A 15922-nucleotide genomic window follows, 5' to 3' on the forward strand; every position below is an offset into this window, starting at 1 on the left:
GACCCGGCAGCCCGAGGGCGGGGCCGTTAAAATCGGTGCATGTCTGCCGATTCTGCCTCCTTCAAGCTCACGCATCACTTTTTGATTGCAATGCCCGGTCTGGAGGACGAGGTTTTTGCCCGCAGCGTCGTCTACATGTGCGAGCACAGCGAACGCGGCGCCATGGGCCTGATCATCAACAAGCCCAGCGATCTGACCATGCAGCACCTGTTTGACAAGGTGGACCTGCCTCTGCGTCGCGAAGACATGGTGGCATCCCCCGTGCTGCAAGGCGGCCCGGTGCAAACCGATCGGGGTTTTGTGCTGCACGACCCGATCCACATGGCCGATCCGGCGCAAGACGGTGGCGCCATTTACGCCTCCACCCTCACCGTGCCCGATGGTCTGGAGATGACCACCTCGCGCGATGTGCTCGAAGCCCTGTCGTCTGGGGCTGGCCCGCGCCGCGTGCTGGTCACGCTGGGTTACGCATCCTGGGGCGAGGGGCAGCTCGAATCCGAGTTGGCCGAAAACGCCTGGCTCACCGTGCCCGCCGATGTGGGCATCGTGTTCGACACCCCGTTGGCGCAGCGCTATGACAAAGCACTCGACCTGCTGGGCCTCAAAGCCTGGATGCTCTCACCCGAGGCGGGGCACGCATGAGCCTGACGGAGGTCACTGCCGTTCCGCAGACCCAGCAAACTTTTCTGGCCTTCGATTACGGCCTCAAGCGCACTGGCGTGGCCGTGGGCAACCGCCTGATGAAAACAGCGACACCGCAGGGCACGATTGCCGCCGAGGGCGACGCCCGGTTTGTCAAGATCGCTGAGCGCATCAAAGAGTGGCAACCCGACGCGCTGGTGATCGGCGTGCCCACCCACCCCGATGGCGCTGAGCATGAGAACACCTTGCGTGCGCGCAAGTTCGGCCGTCAGTTGCGCGGCCGCTTTGGCCTCGCCGTGTACGAGGTGGACGAGCGCTACACCACGACCGAGGCGCATTCGTATGGGGCCAAAGATGCCGATGCGGCCGCAGCGGCCATCATTCTTGAACAATTTTTAAGGAATCTGCCATGAGTGCTTTGGCGTTGGATGCAGAGGCCCTGTACCAAGAACTGCTGCGCGGTGTGCGCAGCTTGTGCGGGGCGGATACCCGCCTGGTGGGCATCACCTCGGGCGGCGCCTGGCTGGCCCAGCGCCTGCAGCGTGACCTGGGCCTGGTCGGGGAGTCGGGTCAGGTGTCCTCGGTCATGCACCGCGACGATTACGCGCAGCGTGGTCTTGCGGCCGGCGGCCAGACCAGCCTGCCCTTCGAGGTCGATGGGGCCGACATCCTGGTGCTTGACGATGTGCTCTACACCGGTCGCACCATCCGCGCCGTGCTCAACGAACTCTTTGACTACGGTCGACCCGCCCGCGTGCAGCTGGCCGTGTTGGTGGACCGTGGAGGGCGCCAGTTGCCGGTGCAAGCCGACTACGCCGCCGCCCGCGTGGCCCTGCCCGAGACGCAATCGCTGGCGCTGGCCCGCGATGCGGCCGGGAAGTTCAGTTTTGACGTGGAGAACAAAGCCTGATCGAGGTGAGAACAACATGCTCTACAAACGCAACAACCCCCAACTCAACAAGAACGGCGAGCTGATCCATCTGCTCTCCACCGAAGGCCTGTCCAAGGACATCCTGACCCACATCCTCGACACCGCATCGAGTTTTGTGAGTGTCAACGACCGCGAGGTCAAAAAGGTGCCCCTCTTGCGCGGCAAAAGCGTGTTCAACCTGTTCTTTGAGAACAGCACCCGCACGCGCACCACTTTCGACATCGCGGCCACCCGTCTGTCGGCCGACGTCTACACGCTCGACATCGCACGCTCTTCGGCCAGCAAGGGCGAGTCGCTGCTCGACACCATCGCCAACTTGAGCGCCATGGCCGCCGACATCTTTGTGGTGCGCCACAGCGAGTCGGGCGCGCCCTACCTGATCGCCCAGCATGTGGCACCCCATGTGCACGTGGTCAACGCCGGTGACGGGCGCCATGCCCACCCCACGCAGGCGCTGCTGGACATGTACACCATCCGGCACTACAAAAAAGACTTTGCCAACCTCACCGTGGCCATCGTGGGCGATGTGTTGCACTCGCGTGTGGCGCGCTCAGACATCCATGCGCTCACCACCCTGGGCTGCGCCGAGGTGCGCGTCGTCGGCCCCAAAACGCTGGTGCCCGCCGACATGGCCCAGATGGGCGTGCGCGTCTTCAATAATCTGGAAGAGGGCATCAAGGATTGCGACGTGGTCATCATGCTGCGCCTGCAAAACGAGCGCATGAGCGGTGCGCTGCTGCCCTCCAGCCAGGAATACTTCGAAAGCTTTGGCCTCACGCCTGAAAAACTGCAACTGGCCAAGCCCGACGCCATCGTCATGCACCCCGGCCCGATCAACCGCGGTGTCGAGATCGACTCGGCAGTGGTGGATGGCCAGCAAAGCGTGATCCTGCCGCAGGTGACTTTTGGCATCGCGGTGCGCATGGCGGTGATGAGCATCGTGGCCGGTAACGAAGCCTGAGGGGAACAAGAACATGAAGATCCTGATTCAAAACGGCCGCGTGATCGATCCCGCCAGTGGCCTCGACCAAAGCGCCGATGTGGCGATCGCGGCGGGCTGCATCGTGGCGGTGGGGCCAGCGCCTGCCGACTTCTCGCCCAACCGCGTGATCGACGCCAAAGGCTGCATCGTGGCCCCGGGCCTGGTGGACCTGGCGGCGCGCCTGCGCGAACCCGGCCAAGAGCACGCGGGCATGCTCGAGAGTGAAATGGCCGCGGCCGTGGCCGGTGGCGTGACCAGCCTGGTGTGCCCACCCGACACCGAGCCGGTGCTCGATGAGCCGGGGCTGGTGGAGATGCTGCGTTACCGCGCCGAAAAACTGCACCAGGCCCGTGTGCTGCCCCTGGGCGCACTCACCGTGGGCCTGAAGGGCGATGTGTTGACCGAAATGGGCCAGCTCACGGCCGCCGGTTGTGTGGGCTTTTCGCAGGCCGAGGTGCCGATCCCCAGCACCCAGGTGCTGCAACGCGCCTTGCAATACGCCAGCACCTTTGGCTATGCCGTGTGGCTGCGCCCGCAGGAGTTGCACCTGGGCAAGGGCGTGGCCGCCAGTGGCCCGCTGGCCACGCGCATGGGTTTGTCGGGCGTGTCAGTGGCGGCCGAGACGATCGCACTGCACACGATTTTTGAGCTGGTCCGCGCCACACAAGCGCGTGTGCACCTGTGCCGCATCAGCAGCGCTGCAGGTGTGGCCCTGGTGCGCCAGGCCAAGGCCGAGGGCCTGCCGGTGACCGCCGACGTGAGCATCAATTCGCTGCACCTGACCGACGCCGACATGGGCTACTTTGACAGCCGCGCACGCCTCACGCCCGTGTTGCGCCAGCAGCGCGACCGCGACGCGTTGCGCGCAGGCCTGGCCGACGGCACGCTCGACGTGCTGGTGTCCGACCACACCCCGGTCGATGCCGATGCCAAGGCCTTGCCTTTTGCCGAGGCTGAGCCTGGCGCCACCGGCATGGAGTTGCTCTGGAGCCTGGCGCTCAAGTGGGGCCAGGAATCGGGTCTGGCCTTGCCACAGGTGCTTTCCCGCATCACGGCCGATCCGGCCCGCGTGCTGGGGGCATCGCTGGGCACCTTGCAGGATTCGGTGGGCCGATTGGCTGTTGGCGGCGCGGCCGATGTGTGCGTGCTGTCCGATCAGGGCCACTGGCCGGTGACGGCCGAGGTGCTGCGCAGCCAGGGCAAGAGCACACCGTTTTCGGGTTATGAGTTGCCCGGTCGCGTGCTGGCCACGGTGGTGGGCGGCCATGTGGCGTTCGAGGCCGCCAAGGCCTGAGTCCAGACGCCCGCAGCGCGCACCATGAAGTCTATGCGGGCCATCTGGAAACTGCTGCGCGGCCTGTGGCATGTGCTGTTGGGCCTCTGGTGGATCCATGCGCACTTCCCGCGACTGAGCCCAGACCAGCGCGCCATGCGCGTGCAGGCCTGGTCCTTGCAGTTCTTGGCGCTGTGGGGCATCCATGTGAAGGTGCTGGGGCAACCGGTGGTGGCGGGGCCGGCTCTGATCGTGGCCAACCACATCTCGTGGCTCGACATTTCGGTGATCCATGCGGCGCGGCACTGTCGCTTTGTCTCCAAATCGGACATCCGTGACTGGCCGCTGGTGGGCATGTTGGCCGCGGGTGCTGGCACGCTCTTCATCGAGCGCAGCAGCCGCAAAGATGCGCTGCGCATGGTCAAGGACATGTCCGAAGCCATGAAAGAGGGCGATGTGGTGGCCGTTTTCCCGGAGGGCACCACCAGCGATGGCCGCGACTTGCTGCCGTTTCATGCCAACCTGATCCAGTCAGCGATCCAGGCCGATGCCCCGGTGCAGCCCATGTCACTCAAGTTTGTCGACGCGCACACGGGTGAGCCCAGTTTTGCCCCTTGCTACATCGGAGACGACACGTTGATCGGCTCGATGTGGCGAACTCTCACGGCGCCGCCGATTTTGGCGGTGGTTCACTTTGGTGCGCCTCAGCGTGCACAGGGCCGTGAGCGACGGCAATGGGCCAAGGACTTGCGCCAGGACATCATCCACCTGCGCGACACCGATTTCCCTTGAGTTTGGTGCCCAGCACGCGAGGTGTCTTCAGTTCGGTGGAGGCCGTCCGCCCGATGATTCTTCAATGACTTGCCGCACGATGGCTCGGGCATGCGCTTCGGTGATGCCGAATTCCTTGCGCAGATGCTCGATGGTCCGCTGCTCTTTGGCGTTGATGTGGCCATCCTTGACCAGCTCTTCCACCTCGGTGGTGAATTCGATTTCCTGGCGCCTGACCCGGGTGGCGAATGCCGAGGCCACGATGCCAGTGAGCAAGGCGACCGTGAACACGCCCGATAAGGCCGTCACCGCGCCGATGAACTTGCCATGGACCGAGACGGGGACCGCATCACCGTAGCCCACGGTGGTGATGGTCACGATGGCCCACCACATGGCGTCCGGGATGGTGCCGAACTGGGCCGGTTGCAGCCGATGCTCTGCGTAATACATCAGGCAAGAAGCGATCAGGATGGTCAAGGCCAGCAGATAGAGCGCCGAAATGAACGAGTCACGTTCGGCATAGATCGATGCAATCAGGTCTTCCAGTGCGGTCGAGTAGTGTGAGAGTTTGAGGATCCGCAATATGCGGATGACCCGCAGAACCCGAAGGTCGAGTCCCGGCAGCAAGGACTGCAGAAAGAACGGCAGGATGGCAATCAGGTCAATCAGCCCATGAAAGCCCAGCATGTAATGCAGTCGCCTGCGGGTGGCTGAGGCGTGTCCTGATCGGTGATTTTCGGCCGCAGTCCAGACGCGCAACAGGTATTCGATGCTGAAAAACAGGATGGAGGCAGCATCAAACCATGCAAAGGCCTGCTGGTGATGGCGGTCGATTTCTGGCACAGACTCCAAAACCACCACCACCACATTGATCAGCACCATCAAGGTCATGAGCCATGAAAAGGCCAAAGCCGCCTTCCGGTCCTTGACGCTCGCATAGCGCAGGATCAGGAAGAGCCGATGTCTCAGGGTCAGGTGCTTGGTCATGGTTTGTCTGGGCAGGTCGTGTGGGCATATCCAGTGTGCGCCAAGCTCAAGTGTCGCAGACTGCACACAACAGCCGCTAAGATCGGCGTTTCGACTGGCTGGACAAGATTTTTGTATCCAGGTTCGGCCATGGCAGTTCCGTTCAAGGAGTTTTCATGAGCGTTTCACAGTGGATGGCGGTTGCAGGCTTGCTGGTCACTTCAGCACTGGTTTCCGCCCAGACCCCCGAAGCATTGCAGGTGCGCAGCTGGGCTGCGTCCTGTGCCAATTGCCATGGCACCCAAGGCCAGGCTCAGTCGCCCATGCAGCCCCTCGCGGGATCGCCGCAGGAGCTGATCGTGCAGCGCATGATGGACTTCAAGTCCGGCAAGGTGCCGTCTGCCACCGTCATGCACCAGCTGGCCAAAGGCTACAGCGATGAACAGATCGTGGCCATCGCTGCTTTTTTTGCTGCCCAGAAACGTTGAGGAGACAGTCTATGCAACGTCGTCATTTCCTGCAGTCAGGTTCGGCTCTTGGGGCCTTCGGCCTGGTGTCCGGTTGCGCCTCTGTGGACTCGGGCAAAGGCCCCAAGGTGGTGGTCATCGGTGCCGGTTACGCCGGGGCCACCGCGGCCAAATACATCCGCATGTGGTCGGACTATGGCATCCAGGTGACCTTGGTCGAGCCCAACCCCGCTTTTGTGTCATGCCCCATTTCCAATTTGGTGATTGGCGGCAGCAAGACCCTTGCCGACATCACCACGCCTTATGACAACCTGGTCAAACGCCATGGTGTCAAGCTCGTGCAGGACCGTGTGGTCAGCATCGACGCCGACAAGCGCCTGGTCCAACTCGCCAGCGGCAGCAGCCTGAGCTATGACCGCCTGGTGGTCTCGCCCGGTGTGGACTTCATGTGGGAGACCTTGCCCGGCATGGCCCGCGAAGGCGCCAAAGACAAGGTCTTGCACGCCTGGAAAGCCGGCGCCCAGACGGTGGCCCTGCGCAAGCAATTGGAGGCCATGCCCGACGGTGGCGTCTTTGCCATGTCGATCCCGATGGCGCCTTACCGCTGCCCGCCCGGCCCTTACGAGCGCGCCTGCCAGGTGGCCGATTACTTCAGCAAGGCCAAGCCCAACAGCAAAGTCATCATTCTCGACGCCAACGACGACGTGACCTCCAAAGGGCCGCTGTTCAAGAAAGCCTGGAGCGAGCGCTACCCGGGCATGGTGGAGTACCGCCCCAAGCACAACGTGATCGACGTGGATGCGGCCACGAACACGCTCAAATTCGACTTCCATGACGACCTGAAGGCCTCGGTGCTCAATGTGATCCCGGCCATGCGTGCGGGCGATGTGGCCGCGCAAGCCGGTTTGGCAACGGCCAACAAGCGCTGGTGTGAGGTGGACTTTTTGACGTTCGAGTCCAAGGTCGTCAAGAACGTGCATGTGCTGGGCGACGCCGTGCTGTCTGCACCGCTCATGCCCAAGTCAGGGCACATGGCCAACCAGCATGGCAAAACCTGTGCTGCCGCCGTGGTGGCTTTGCTCACCGGGCAAGAGGTCAACCCTTTGCCGATCTACAACAACACCTGCTACAGCTTTGTCAGTGCCACCGAGGTGGTGCATGTGGCCAGCGTGCACCGTTACGACGCAGACAAGAAAACTATGCTCACGGTGCCAGGCTCGGGCGGGGTGTCTGCACAGGCCAACACGCTGGAAGGCCTGTATGCCATGGGCTGGGCGCGCAACATCTGGGCTGACACCCTGGCCTGAAGCTTTTTTCATCCTTTCGGATTGCACCATGCACGATCGTCGAAACACCTTGAAAGCCGGTGCGGCTTTGGCCGCCCTGTTGGCTTCGGCGGGTTACCCCCGGTGGGCTGCGGCCTACAGCAAGACGGCTTTTGATGCGAAGACGGTACAGGACGCCACCAAGGCACTGAACCTGAACGCACTGAGCGAGAGCAAGGATGTGCTGCTCGCTGTGCCGGACGTGGCAGAAAACGGCGCTGCCGTTGGCGTCACCTTCGGCGCGGGTTTGCCCGGTGTGCGGCAGTTGCTGCTGTTGGTTGACAAGAACCCGACGGCTCTGGTGGCCCGATTTGCCCTCACCGATGCGGTGGACGCCCAGTTTTCCACTCGCCTCAAAATGGCCGAAACCTCGCAGGTCTATGCGGTGGCGATCCTGGCCGATGGCCGCGCCTTGTTTGCCCGCAAGGAAGTCAAAGTGACCCTGGGCGGCTGCGGCGCCTGAATTTGCAAGGAGCAACGATGACCGAAGCCACCCGAATCCGGGCCCAATCCGCGGGCGACAAGGCCCAGGTGCGGGTCTTGATGAACCATGACATGGAAACCGGTCTGCGCAAGGACGCCGCAGGCAAGCTGATCCCCGCCTGGTACATCCAGCAAGTCGATGTCACCCACAACGGCAAGCAGGTGTTTTCGGTGGAATGCGGCACGGCCGTGTCCAAAAATCCGTTTCTGGCGTTCTCGGTTAAAGGGGCCAAGGCTGGGGACAAGATTGGCGTGGCATGGCGCGACAACCGGGGCGTGACACGCACGGACGAAGCTTTGGTGCTGTGAGCTTTTTGGCAGCGGTTGTGGCCGAGGCAAGCGGATGGTGCCCCCGACAGGAATCGAACCTGTATTTACACCTTAGGAGGGAGTCGTTCTATCCATTGAACTACGGTGGCGCCGTGGGGGATTGTAAAGGGCGACATTCAGTCGCGGCGTACGGTGTAGACCAGATCCAGCGCGTTCACGTCACCTGCTTGCGCACGCAAGGTCAGGCGGCGTGAGAGGTCGTAGAACACGTACAGGCTGCCGAAGGCACCGCTCAGGCTGCTCTCGTAGACCAGATAAAAGTCTTTGGACAGGCGCTTGCCCAGCGTGATGGCGGTGCCTGTGGCGGTGTTGGCTGTGGTGGTCGCGCTGCGGCTGCCGCTGGCCACTGAAATCTCATCGAGTCCGAGTGCATTCGCCAGATCGCCGCCGAGGCGCTTGCCGTTGCCGCCCAGCAGGGCCATGGCGGCCTGTTGCAGCACGGCCGATTCAGCCCCGCCGCCAGCGGGCGAGCGGCCCAGCACCAGCCAGGCCAGCTTGTCGGCGTCGGGCATGTCGGGGTCAGCATACAAACGGATGCGCGGTGCCTGCGCGGTGCCGGTCACAGTGACGCCCACGCGTTGCGACAAGTTGGGGCGTAGCGCCAGGATCTCCAGGTCGGGGTTGTCATAGGCACCGTTGAAGCGCAGCAGGCCTTGCTCGATGGTCAGCTGCTGGCCATAAGCCTTGAAGCGGCCGCTGTCGGTACTGACTTGACCCGTGAGCCGTGGCTGGCCCTGACTGGCCGCATGGCTGACCAGGGTGAGTTGCCCTGCCAGCCGGGTGCTGAGGCCGTGGCCTTGCACCTGGAAGTCCGGACCCAGGTCCAGCAGCACGCGGATGTCCGGTGTGCCCATCAGGGTGCGGGGGCTGCTGGGGGCTGCGGGCGTGGCGATCACATTCTTGTTGAGCACCACCACATCGTCACCCAGCGTGGGGGTGGTGTCGTCCTGCAAGATGAACTGCGCCTGATCTGCCTTGAGCTGGCCGCTCAGCTGCATCTGGCCTTTGGCCATCTTGCCGTTCATGTGTCCCGAGACCGTGAGTCGGCGATCCGCACGGTTGCTCACGCGCAAGCCCTGCGCCGTGATCTGCAAGTCCATCTGCACATCTTGCAGCGAGGCCATCTGTGCGTTCTGACCGGTCCAGACCACCTGGCCCTGGGCTGTGACTTGACCGCCTTGCGCGCCTGCGCCCTTGAGGCTGAATTCCTCCAGCACCATTTTTTGGTCCTGCAGCCGTGCACGCAGTTGGCCCTGGCTGAACTCGATGCCTTGAACGGCCGAGCGGGCCGCCAGGTTGTGGGCCTGAAGCTGCCCTGACCATTGCGGCTGGCCGCGTGTGCCACTCACGTCGAGAGCGGCATCCAGCGAGCCTTGCACCCGCCAGCCCGGTGGGGCCAGCCACGACCAGGCACCGATGCGTGGCAGTTGCGCGGTGACCCGCCCGGACAGCGGTGCTTGTGTGGGCCACAAGCCCGCAGGGTCTGTGGTGTCCATGCGGCTTTGCAACTGGGCTTGCAGTTGGCCTGCCCTTTCGGTGTTCCATTGCAGTTGCAGCTTGGCGTCCTGGCCTTCCACGCTCAACTGAGCCCATGCCTCCTGGATGCCTGCGTCGGCGAGCGGTGCCGCTGTACCTTCTGTCGCGATCAAAAGACGCCCGCGGCTGCGCTCAAGCCGCGCCTGCAAGCGCAGCTGGTCTTCGAGGTTCAGCGTCAGGCGGCCTTTTAGCTGCAGATCTCCTGGAGCTTCGGGTGCGCCCAGGATCTGTGTCCACTGCCAAGGCAGGTCGCTGAGCTGTGCGTTCAGATGGGCCTGGGCCGGGCGGACGCCTGCGCGCGTCCAGTCACCGCGATCCACCTGCAACCAGGCTTTGCCCGGGCTGGGGCCCGTGATTTGCCACTGGCTCGGCGCCCATTGCAGGCGGCCTGTGGAACCTGTCCATTGCCAGTCGATCGGGCTTTGCAGTTGCAGGTTGCTGGTGTAGGGGCCAGCGGTCCATTGCAGTCGCGCTTCTTGCCATTGACCTTCCCATGCGGTCGGCCACGGCTGTGCGGGCACGTGCGTGAGTTGCCAGCGTGTGTCGAAATTCGCCAGGCCCTGGCTGTTTTGCGCTTGCCCTTGCGCGCGGGCCTGCAGGCTGTGCAGGGTGCCGTCGATCTGCGCGCTGGCCGCCCGCCATTGCCAGGCACCTGTGGTCATGCCCGTGAGCTGGAGCATGGGGGCTTCGAGCCGGGCTTGCAAACGCGTCTCGGGCTGCTGCCAGCCGCCCTGCCATTGGGCGGATGCCTGGGCCTGACCTTGGGCCCGCCAACCTTGCAAGTGGCTCTGTAGTTGGGGCCAGCGCTGCAGCCATTGCAGGCTGCGTTGCGCGTCCTGCACTTCGATCTGGAGCTGCCCTTGGCCCTCACGCGCAGCCAGCTGGCCTCGCAGTTGTCCTTGCAGACCGGGCCAGGCCCATGTCCACTGCCCGGTGAGCGAGGCGGCGGCGCTTTGCCATTGGCCCTGACCGCGCAGCAGCGCCTGGTTCAGGCGCAATTCCAGCTCATCCAGTGTCCACAGCCTGGGTGTCCAGGTGCCCATGGCCTTGAGCGAGGCGGTCTCACCCGCTACACCGCTGCCCGCAAGCGCCTGGGTGGGTTGCAGCAAGGCCTGGAACTTCACCATGCCTGCCTCGGCCTGCGTGGCTTGCACGGTGCCGCTCAGTGCCGGACCGTTCAATGCGGTGTGCAGCTGCCCCGGTGACAAGTGGTTCACCCTGGCGTTGCCATGCCAGCCGGCAGGTGTCCACTGGCCATGAGCCTGTGCGCTGCCGCCGGGCCAGGCCAGGTCCAGGGCCTGGATTTGCCAGTCCTGCCCGTCTTTGTCCAGGTCCAGGCGCAGGCTTTGCAACGGGATTTTGTGCAGATCCCAGGGGCCGGGCAGCCCGTTGGTGAGGGTGCCTTGCAGTTGCCAGCGTTGCGCTTGCGGGCGGGCTTGCACCTGTCCACTCAGTTGCGTGTGCGGCGCACCAGGCCACAGACTGGCCAGGTCCAGCTGCCGTGCACGCGCCTGGACCGAGGCGACAGCCTGGGCTTGCCAAGGGTGCAGGGTGGCGTCGACATCCAGCTGCATGGCCGATGCATCGGCCCCGGTGGGCTGCAGCTGCGCCTGCAATTGCAGCTGCGCCGAAGGCCCGGCCAGCGTGCCTTGCAGTTGTGCGTGGGCGGCCAGTGCCGTGGTTTTTGAGCTGCCAGGGGTCTGCGCAGTGATGTCGCCATGCAGTTGCACATCGAGCGCCATGGGCGCTGTGGCCTGCAGCGTGCCTTGTCCCCGGTAGCGGCCTTGTGCCAGTGCCAGGTTGTCCAGCGTCAGGCGGTGCGTTTGGCCGTCAAAACGGTAGTGGCCTTGCAGTTGCGACAGGGTGACGGGGCGGTCGCCTGTCCATTGAAGTCGATCGATTTGCCAGGGCAGATCGACCTGCAAAGGCCATGACCCCGGTGACAAGGCCGTGGTCGCCTGTGCAGGGCGATCGTCCTTGATGGTCAGTTGCTCCAGACGCCACTGCGTGATGGGCAGCTGCCCATGCCATAGGCGTGACCAGTCCAGTCCGATGTCGCTGCCTTGTGCTTGCACATCCAACCCGGCTTCGTGCCAGTGCGTTTGCCCGATTTGCCCGCCGAGGCGCAGGCTGCCTCGAACCTGGTCGAATTGCAGCTGTTGCGTGGCAGGCAAGGCCCAGGCCACGGCGTGCAAGGCGGTGCCCAGCGAGCCTTCGGTCTGGGCCCATGCCCACAGGCCACCCGCCAAGGCGGTGGTGCCCAGCAGCGCGATGGCGGCCACGGTCACGCCTCGCCTGGGTCTTGGCGTTGCGGTGTGGGCGGTGGGTTCGTGCATCAGAACTTGAACCCCACGCTCATGTGCAGACGCCATTGGTGCGTGTCCTGGGCCTGCGCCAGGTCAATTTGCAAAGGCCCGACCGGGCTGCGCCAGCGGGCACCCAGGCCTGCGCCGACTTTGGCCCGCATTTGCGAAGGGTTGTCGGCCACGGCACCGGCATCGACAAACACCGCGCCCTCCCAGTCGGTGCGCTGGGACTGGCGGTAGATCGGGATTTGCCACTCGACACTGCCGGTGGCCAGGTAACGCCCGGCGCTGATGACGCCGGGGCGGGTGGCCACGCCAATGCCGCTCAGGGCATAACCGCGCACGCTGCCATCACCGCCTGCCAAAAACAGCTGCGTGGTCGGGATGCCGCTGGCGTCGCGCGTGACCACGCCGCCCAACTCACCACGCATGGACAGGCGCTGGCCGCTTTCGCCCAGCGCTTGCATGCCCAGCACCTTGCCCAACCAGCGGCCGTAAGGCGTGCGCTGGTTGCCCAGGGTCACACCCGAGCCGACCTCCAGACCGAAGCCCCAGCCTTGGGTGGGAAAAGGCAGGGTGTCAAAGCGGCGCCAGGTCCAGGCGTAGTTGGCGCTCAAGGACTCGCGCGTGTCGGCCAAGGTGCCCAGGGTGTGCGAGGTGTCGTATTGGGCGTAATAGGTGCGGTCCACCCGTTCGGCCAATTGGGTGCGGCCTGCACGCAGGCGCTGGCTGGTGACTTCGTAGCCGGTGAAGACCTGGTGCTCGGCTTTGCCCGAGGTGGTCCAGCGCCAAAGTTGTTCGTTGGGCTGGCCCAGCAAATCGAGGCTCAGTGTCTGCAAGGTCCTGTCGACCGCAACTTTGGTCACAGCGCGCCAGTCCAGTCCCGGCACGCGGTGTTGGGTGTACTCGGCGCTGACGCGGGGGCCGTTGTCGCTGCGCACACCCACACCCACCACCCACTTCTGGCGCAAGGCTTCTTTCAGCTCGATCTTGACGGGCATGGCCTGCGCGTCGCCCTCGGTGTCGAGCGTGACGAACACCGAGTCATAAAAACCGCTGGCCACAAGGCGTTGCTGGGCTTCGAGCAGGTCGCTTTGCCGATAGGCTTGCCCGGTCTTGATGCGGGCCAGGCGCACGGCCTGCTCAGCGCCATAGCGTTCGCTGCCCGTGACCTGCGCGGGGCCCAGCACCACCCGTGGGCCGGAGTCCAGCGTGAGCGAGAGCCGGGCCGTGTGGGTGTCGGGGTCCACCTGCGCCTGGCTCGTCACCAGCCGTGCGAGGGGGTAGTTTTCTGCCGTCAGTCGGCGCAGCGTGGCGGACTTGGCTTGCGCCCAATCCGATTGGGTGAAGGCTTTGCGCGCAGGCAAAAGCCATTGTTGTTGCAGCGCGTGCTTTTGGGCCTGTGTGGCCGGGTTGTGGGCGATGTCGCCTTGCAGCGTGAGTTGCACCTCGCTCACCACGCTTTGTTGCCCCGGAGCCACGTTCAGCAGCACCTGACGTGCTGCGCCACCGGGTGTGTCCGGCAGGTTTTGCCACTTCAGTGTGGGCGAGAAATACCCCAGCGTGGCCAGCAACTCGCGGGCTTGCTCGTCCGCTGACTGCAGCAAGCGCTGGAGCTCGGCATCGTCCAGGTCTGCGAGATCCTTGTAGCGTTGCAGCTCCAAATGCTGCTGCAACCAGGCGGCCACTTGGGGGGGGGCTTCTATGTGCAGCGAAAAAGCGGGCGTGGGGGACGGGGATGGCGCTGCGCCTGGTGCCTGCGCCAGTGTGCCACCCGCCCAAGCGAAGCAGAGCAGCAGCGCCCACAGGCGGAGGAAAAACGGTTTCTGGAGCCGACGCCTCCCGGTCATGGCACCCACGAACAGACTTATTTGCTCAGCAAACGCATCGCATCTTCCAGGCCCTTGAGGGTCAGGGGGAACATGCGGTTGCTCATGAGCTGCTGGATGATGGAGATGCTTTGGCGGTATTGCCACACGCCTTGCGGCTCGGGGTTGATCCAGGCGAACTTGGGGAAGGCATGCGTGAGGCGCTGCAGCCATTCCGCTCCGGCCTCTTCGTTGTTGTATTCGACGCTGCCGCCTTTTTGCAGGATCTCGTAGGGGCTCATGGTCGCGTCCCCGATGAAGATCAGCTTGTAGTCCTTGTTGTACTTGCGCAGGATGTCCCAGGTGGCGAATTTCTCGGCAAAGCGGCGCTTGTTGTTCTTCCACATGAAGTCGTACACGCAGTTGTGGAAGTAATAAAAGTCCAGGTGCTTGAACTCGGCCTTGACAGCCGAGAACATTTCTTCGACGCGCGCAATGTGCTCGTCCATCGTCCCGCCCACGTCCATGAGCAGCAGCACCTTGACGTTGTTGTGGCGCTCCGGGCGCATGATGATGTCCAGGTAACCTGCGTTGGCAGCGGTTTTGGAGATCGTGCCGTCCAGGTCCAGCTCGTCGTGGGAGCCTTCGCGCGCAAAGCGGCGCAGGCGGCGCAGCGCCACCTTGATGTTGCGCGTGCCCAGCTCTTGCTGGTCGTCGTAGTCCTTGTAGGCGCGCTGGTCCCAGACCTTGACGGCGCTTTTGTTGCCACCCTTGCCACCGATGCGGATGCCCTGCGGGTTGTAGCCGCCATTGCCAAAGGGGGATGTGCCGCCTGTGCCGATCCACTTGTTGCCGCCTTCGTGGCGTTCCTTTTGCTCTTCCAGGCGCTTCTTGAGCGTCTCCATCAGCTCGTCCCAGCCCATCTTCTCAATGGCGGCTTTTTGCTCGGGCGTGAGTTCCTTTTGCAGGATTTTTTCGAGCCAGTCCAGCGGCACTTCTTTCGTGAAGTCGGTCAGCATCTCCACGCCCTTGAAATAGGCGCCGAAAGCCTTGTCGAACTTGTCAAAGTGCTTCTCGTCCTTGACCAGCACGGTGCGGCTCAGGTGGTAGAAGTCGTCCATGCTGCAAGCGTCGGACGCCGGGCCGACCACATTGGCTTGCAGGGCTTCGAGCAGCGTCAGGTACTCGCGCACCGACACCGGGACTTTGGCCGCGCGCAGGGTGTAAAAGAAATCGATCAGCATGGCGTGTCTCCGTGCTCAGGCCCGCACACGTGCGAGTTGGTAGTCCAGATGCGCTTTCACATTGGGCCATTCGCTGGCGATGATGCTGTAGACGCAGGTGTCGCGCAGTGCGCCAGCAGCCAGAGGGTGCGGGTTGATCTGGTGGCTGCGCAGCACGCCGTCGAGCTTGGCACCCAGGCGCTCGATGGCGCGGCGGCTTTGCTGGTTGAAGAAGTGCGTGCGGAACTCCACCGCGATGCAGCCCAGCTGCTCAAAAGCGTGGCTCAGCAAAAGGCGTTTGGCCTCGGTGTTGAGCGGGCTGCGCTGCACGCTTTGGCGGTACCAGGTGGAGCCGATCTCCACGCGCCGATTGCCCGCATCGATGTTCATGTAGGTCGTCATGCCCACCGCTTGCTGGGTGGCCGGGTCGATCACGGCAAACGCGCACATGCTGCCCTTGGCCTGCAGGTCCAGCCGCCGAGCGATTTCGGTGGCCATGGCTTCGGGGCGGGGGATGGCGGTGTACCAGTGGTTCCACAATTCGCCGTCTTGCACCGCTTGCACCAGATCGTCGTGGTGTGCGGCGGTCAGTGGCACCAAGGTCACATGTTGGCCGCTCAGGGTGACGGGGGGGGCAAAGGCGCTCATGGGGACTCCGAATCTTTTTGACCGGCACGCCAGCGGCGGGCCAGTTGCAGGCCACCACCACCGCCCAGCCCCACCAGCACGATGGCGCCGATGCTGGTGCCGCTGTAGCCCGCGCTGAACAGGTTCCAGCCCAGAAAATGGCCGATCCAGTACCCGGCCAGCGCGCCGCCGACAAAGCCGACCGCGTCAGAAAGACCTTCCAGCAGGAGTTGGCGTGCGTCGGACATGGTC

The 15922-nt window shown here is 64.0% G+C and carries 16 protein-coding genes and 1 tRNA gene; 10 read left to right on the forward strand and 7 right to left on the reverse strand.

Annotated features, from left to right (window positions below):
* Positions 1–39 precede the first annotated feature (39 nt).
* Genes IC609_RS13150 through IC609_RS13175 form a run of 6 tightly spaced genes read left to right on the forward strand, consistent with a single transcriptional unit; the run spans position 40 to position 4620 of the window.
* On the forward strand, positions 40–642 hold the full coding sequence (locus IC609_RS13150; RefSeq protein WP_191819975.1) for a YqgE/AlgH family protein: 603 nt from the start codon (positions 40–42) through the stop codon (positions 640–642).
* Positions 639–1055 (forward strand): Holliday junction resolvase RuvX, encoded by a 417-nt coding sequence (gene ruvX, locus IC609_RS13155; RefSeq protein WP_191819976.1) that lies wholly within the window; start codon positions 639–641, stop codon positions 1053–1055. Before IC609_RS13150 ends, ruvX begins: the two co-directional genes overlap by 4 nt.
* Positions 1052–1552: a bifunctional pyr operon transcriptional regulator/uracil phosphoribosyltransferase PyrR gene (gene pyrR, locus IC609_RS13160; protein WP_191819977.1), complete on the forward strand. Its 501-nt coding sequence runs from the start codon at positions 1052–1054 to the stop codon at positions 1550–1552. The genes ruvX and pyrR overlap by 4 nt, the downstream gene beginning before the upstream one ends.
* 16 nt (positions 1553–1568) lie before the next feature.
* On the forward strand, positions 1569–2534 hold the full coding sequence (locus IC609_RS13165; RefSeq protein ID WP_191819978.1) for an aspartate carbamoyltransferase catalytic subunit: 966 nt from the start codon (positions 1569–1571) through the stop codon (positions 2532–2534).
* Between the two features lie 13 nt (positions 2535–2547).
* The gene (locus IC609_RS13170) at positions 2548–3849 is read left to right on the forward strand and encodes a dihydroorotase (RefSeq protein ID WP_191819979.1); all 1302 of its coding nucleotides are present in this window, start codon (positions 2548–2550) and stop codon (positions 3847–3849) included.
* A 24-nt stretch (positions 3850–3873) separates the two neighbouring features.
* Positions 3874–4620 carry a lysophospholipid acyltransferase family protein gene (locus IC609_RS13175; RefSeq protein ID WP_191819980.1) on the forward strand — a complete coding sequence of 249 codons (747 nt, stop codon included), beginning with the start codon at positions 3874–3876 and terminating at the stop codon, positions 4618–4620.
* 27 nt (positions 4621–4647) lie between these two features.
* Here IC609_RS13175 and IC609_RS13180 read toward each other — a convergent pair whose 3' ends face one another.
* Positions 4648–5586 (reverse strand): ion transporter, encoded by a 939-nt coding sequence (locus tag IC609_RS13180; protein ID WP_191819981.1) that lies wholly within the window; start codon positions 5584–5586, stop codon positions 4648–4650.
* Positions 5587–5741: 155 nt separating this feature from the next.
* Between IC609_RS13180 and IC609_RS13185 the strand changes: the two genes are divergently transcribed.
* From IC609_RS13185 to soxZ, 4 genes are read left to right on the forward strand one after another with little or no spacing between them, the layout of a single operon-like run.
* Positions 5742–6053 carry a c-type cytochrome gene (locus IC609_RS13185; RefSeq protein WP_191819982.1) on the forward strand — a complete coding sequence of 104 codons (312 nt, stop codon included), beginning with the start codon at positions 5742–5744 and terminating at the stop codon, positions 6051–6053.
* Positions 6054–6064: 11 nt separating this feature from the next.
* On the forward strand, positions 6065–7339 hold the full coding sequence (locus IC609_RS13190; RefSeq protein WP_191819983.1) for an NAD(P)/FAD-dependent oxidoreductase: 1275 nt from the start codon (positions 6065–6067) through the stop codon (positions 7337–7339).
* A 28-nt stretch (positions 7340–7367) separates the two neighbouring features.
* Positions 7368–7820, forward strand: coding sequence for a thiosulfate oxidation carrier protein SoxY (gene soxY, locus IC609_RS13195; protein WP_191819984.1), 453 nt, complete (start codon positions 7368–7370; stop codon positions 7818–7820).
* A gap of 17 nt (positions 7821–7837) precedes the next feature.
* Entirely contained in the window at positions 7838–8149 is a 312-nt protein-coding gene (gene soxZ, locus IC609_RS13200) for a thiosulfate oxidation carrier complex protein SoxZ (protein WP_191819985.1), read from the forward strand.
* A 35-nt stretch (positions 8150–8184) separates the two neighbouring features.
* Here the strand turns inward: soxZ and IC609_RS13205 are convergent.
* From IC609_RS13205 to IC609_RS13230, 6 genes are all read right to left on the reverse strand, one after another.
* A tRNA-Arg gene (locus tag IC609_RS13205) sits at positions 8185–8259 on the reverse strand.
* A gap of 27 nt (positions 8260–8286) precedes the next feature.
* Positions 8287–12078: a translocation/assembly module TamB domain-containing protein gene (locus tag IC609_RS13210; RefSeq protein WP_225224188.1), complete on the reverse strand. Its 3792-nt coding sequence runs from the start codon at positions 12076–12078 to the stop codon at positions 8287–8289.
* Positions 12042–13862, reverse strand: a complete 1821-nt coding sequence (locus tag IC609_RS13215; protein WP_191819987.1) for an autotransporter assembly complex protein TamA — start codon at positions 13860–13862, stop codon at positions 12042–12044. Before IC609_RS13215 ends, IC609_RS13210 begins: the two co-directional genes overlap by 37 nt.
* A gap of 17 nt (positions 13863–13879) precedes the next feature.
* The gene (locus IC609_RS13220; RefSeq protein ID WP_191819988.1) at positions 13880–15064 is read right to left on the reverse strand and encodes a vWA domain-containing protein; all 1185 of its coding nucleotides are present in this window, start codon (positions 15062–15064) and stop codon (positions 13880–13882) included.
* A gap of 15 nt (positions 15065–15079) precedes the next feature.
* Positions 15080–15691, reverse strand: coding sequence for a GNAT family N-acetyltransferase (locus IC609_RS13225; protein ID WP_191819989.1), 612 nt, complete (start codon positions 15689–15691; stop codon positions 15080–15082).
* Entirely contained in the window at positions 15688–15918 is a 231-nt protein-coding gene (locus tag IC609_RS13230; protein WP_191819990.1) for a hypothetical protein, read from the reverse strand. The genes IC609_RS13225 and IC609_RS13230 overlap by 4 nt, the downstream gene beginning before the upstream one ends.
* Between the last annotated feature and the right edge of the window lie 4 nt (positions 15919–15922).

The organism is Limnohabitans radicicola, assembly GCF_014837235.1.
GTDB classification, from domain to species: domain Bacteria; phylum Pseudomonadota; class Gammaproteobacteria; order Burkholderiales; family Burkholderiaceae_C; genus Limnohabitans_A; species Limnohabitans_A radicicola.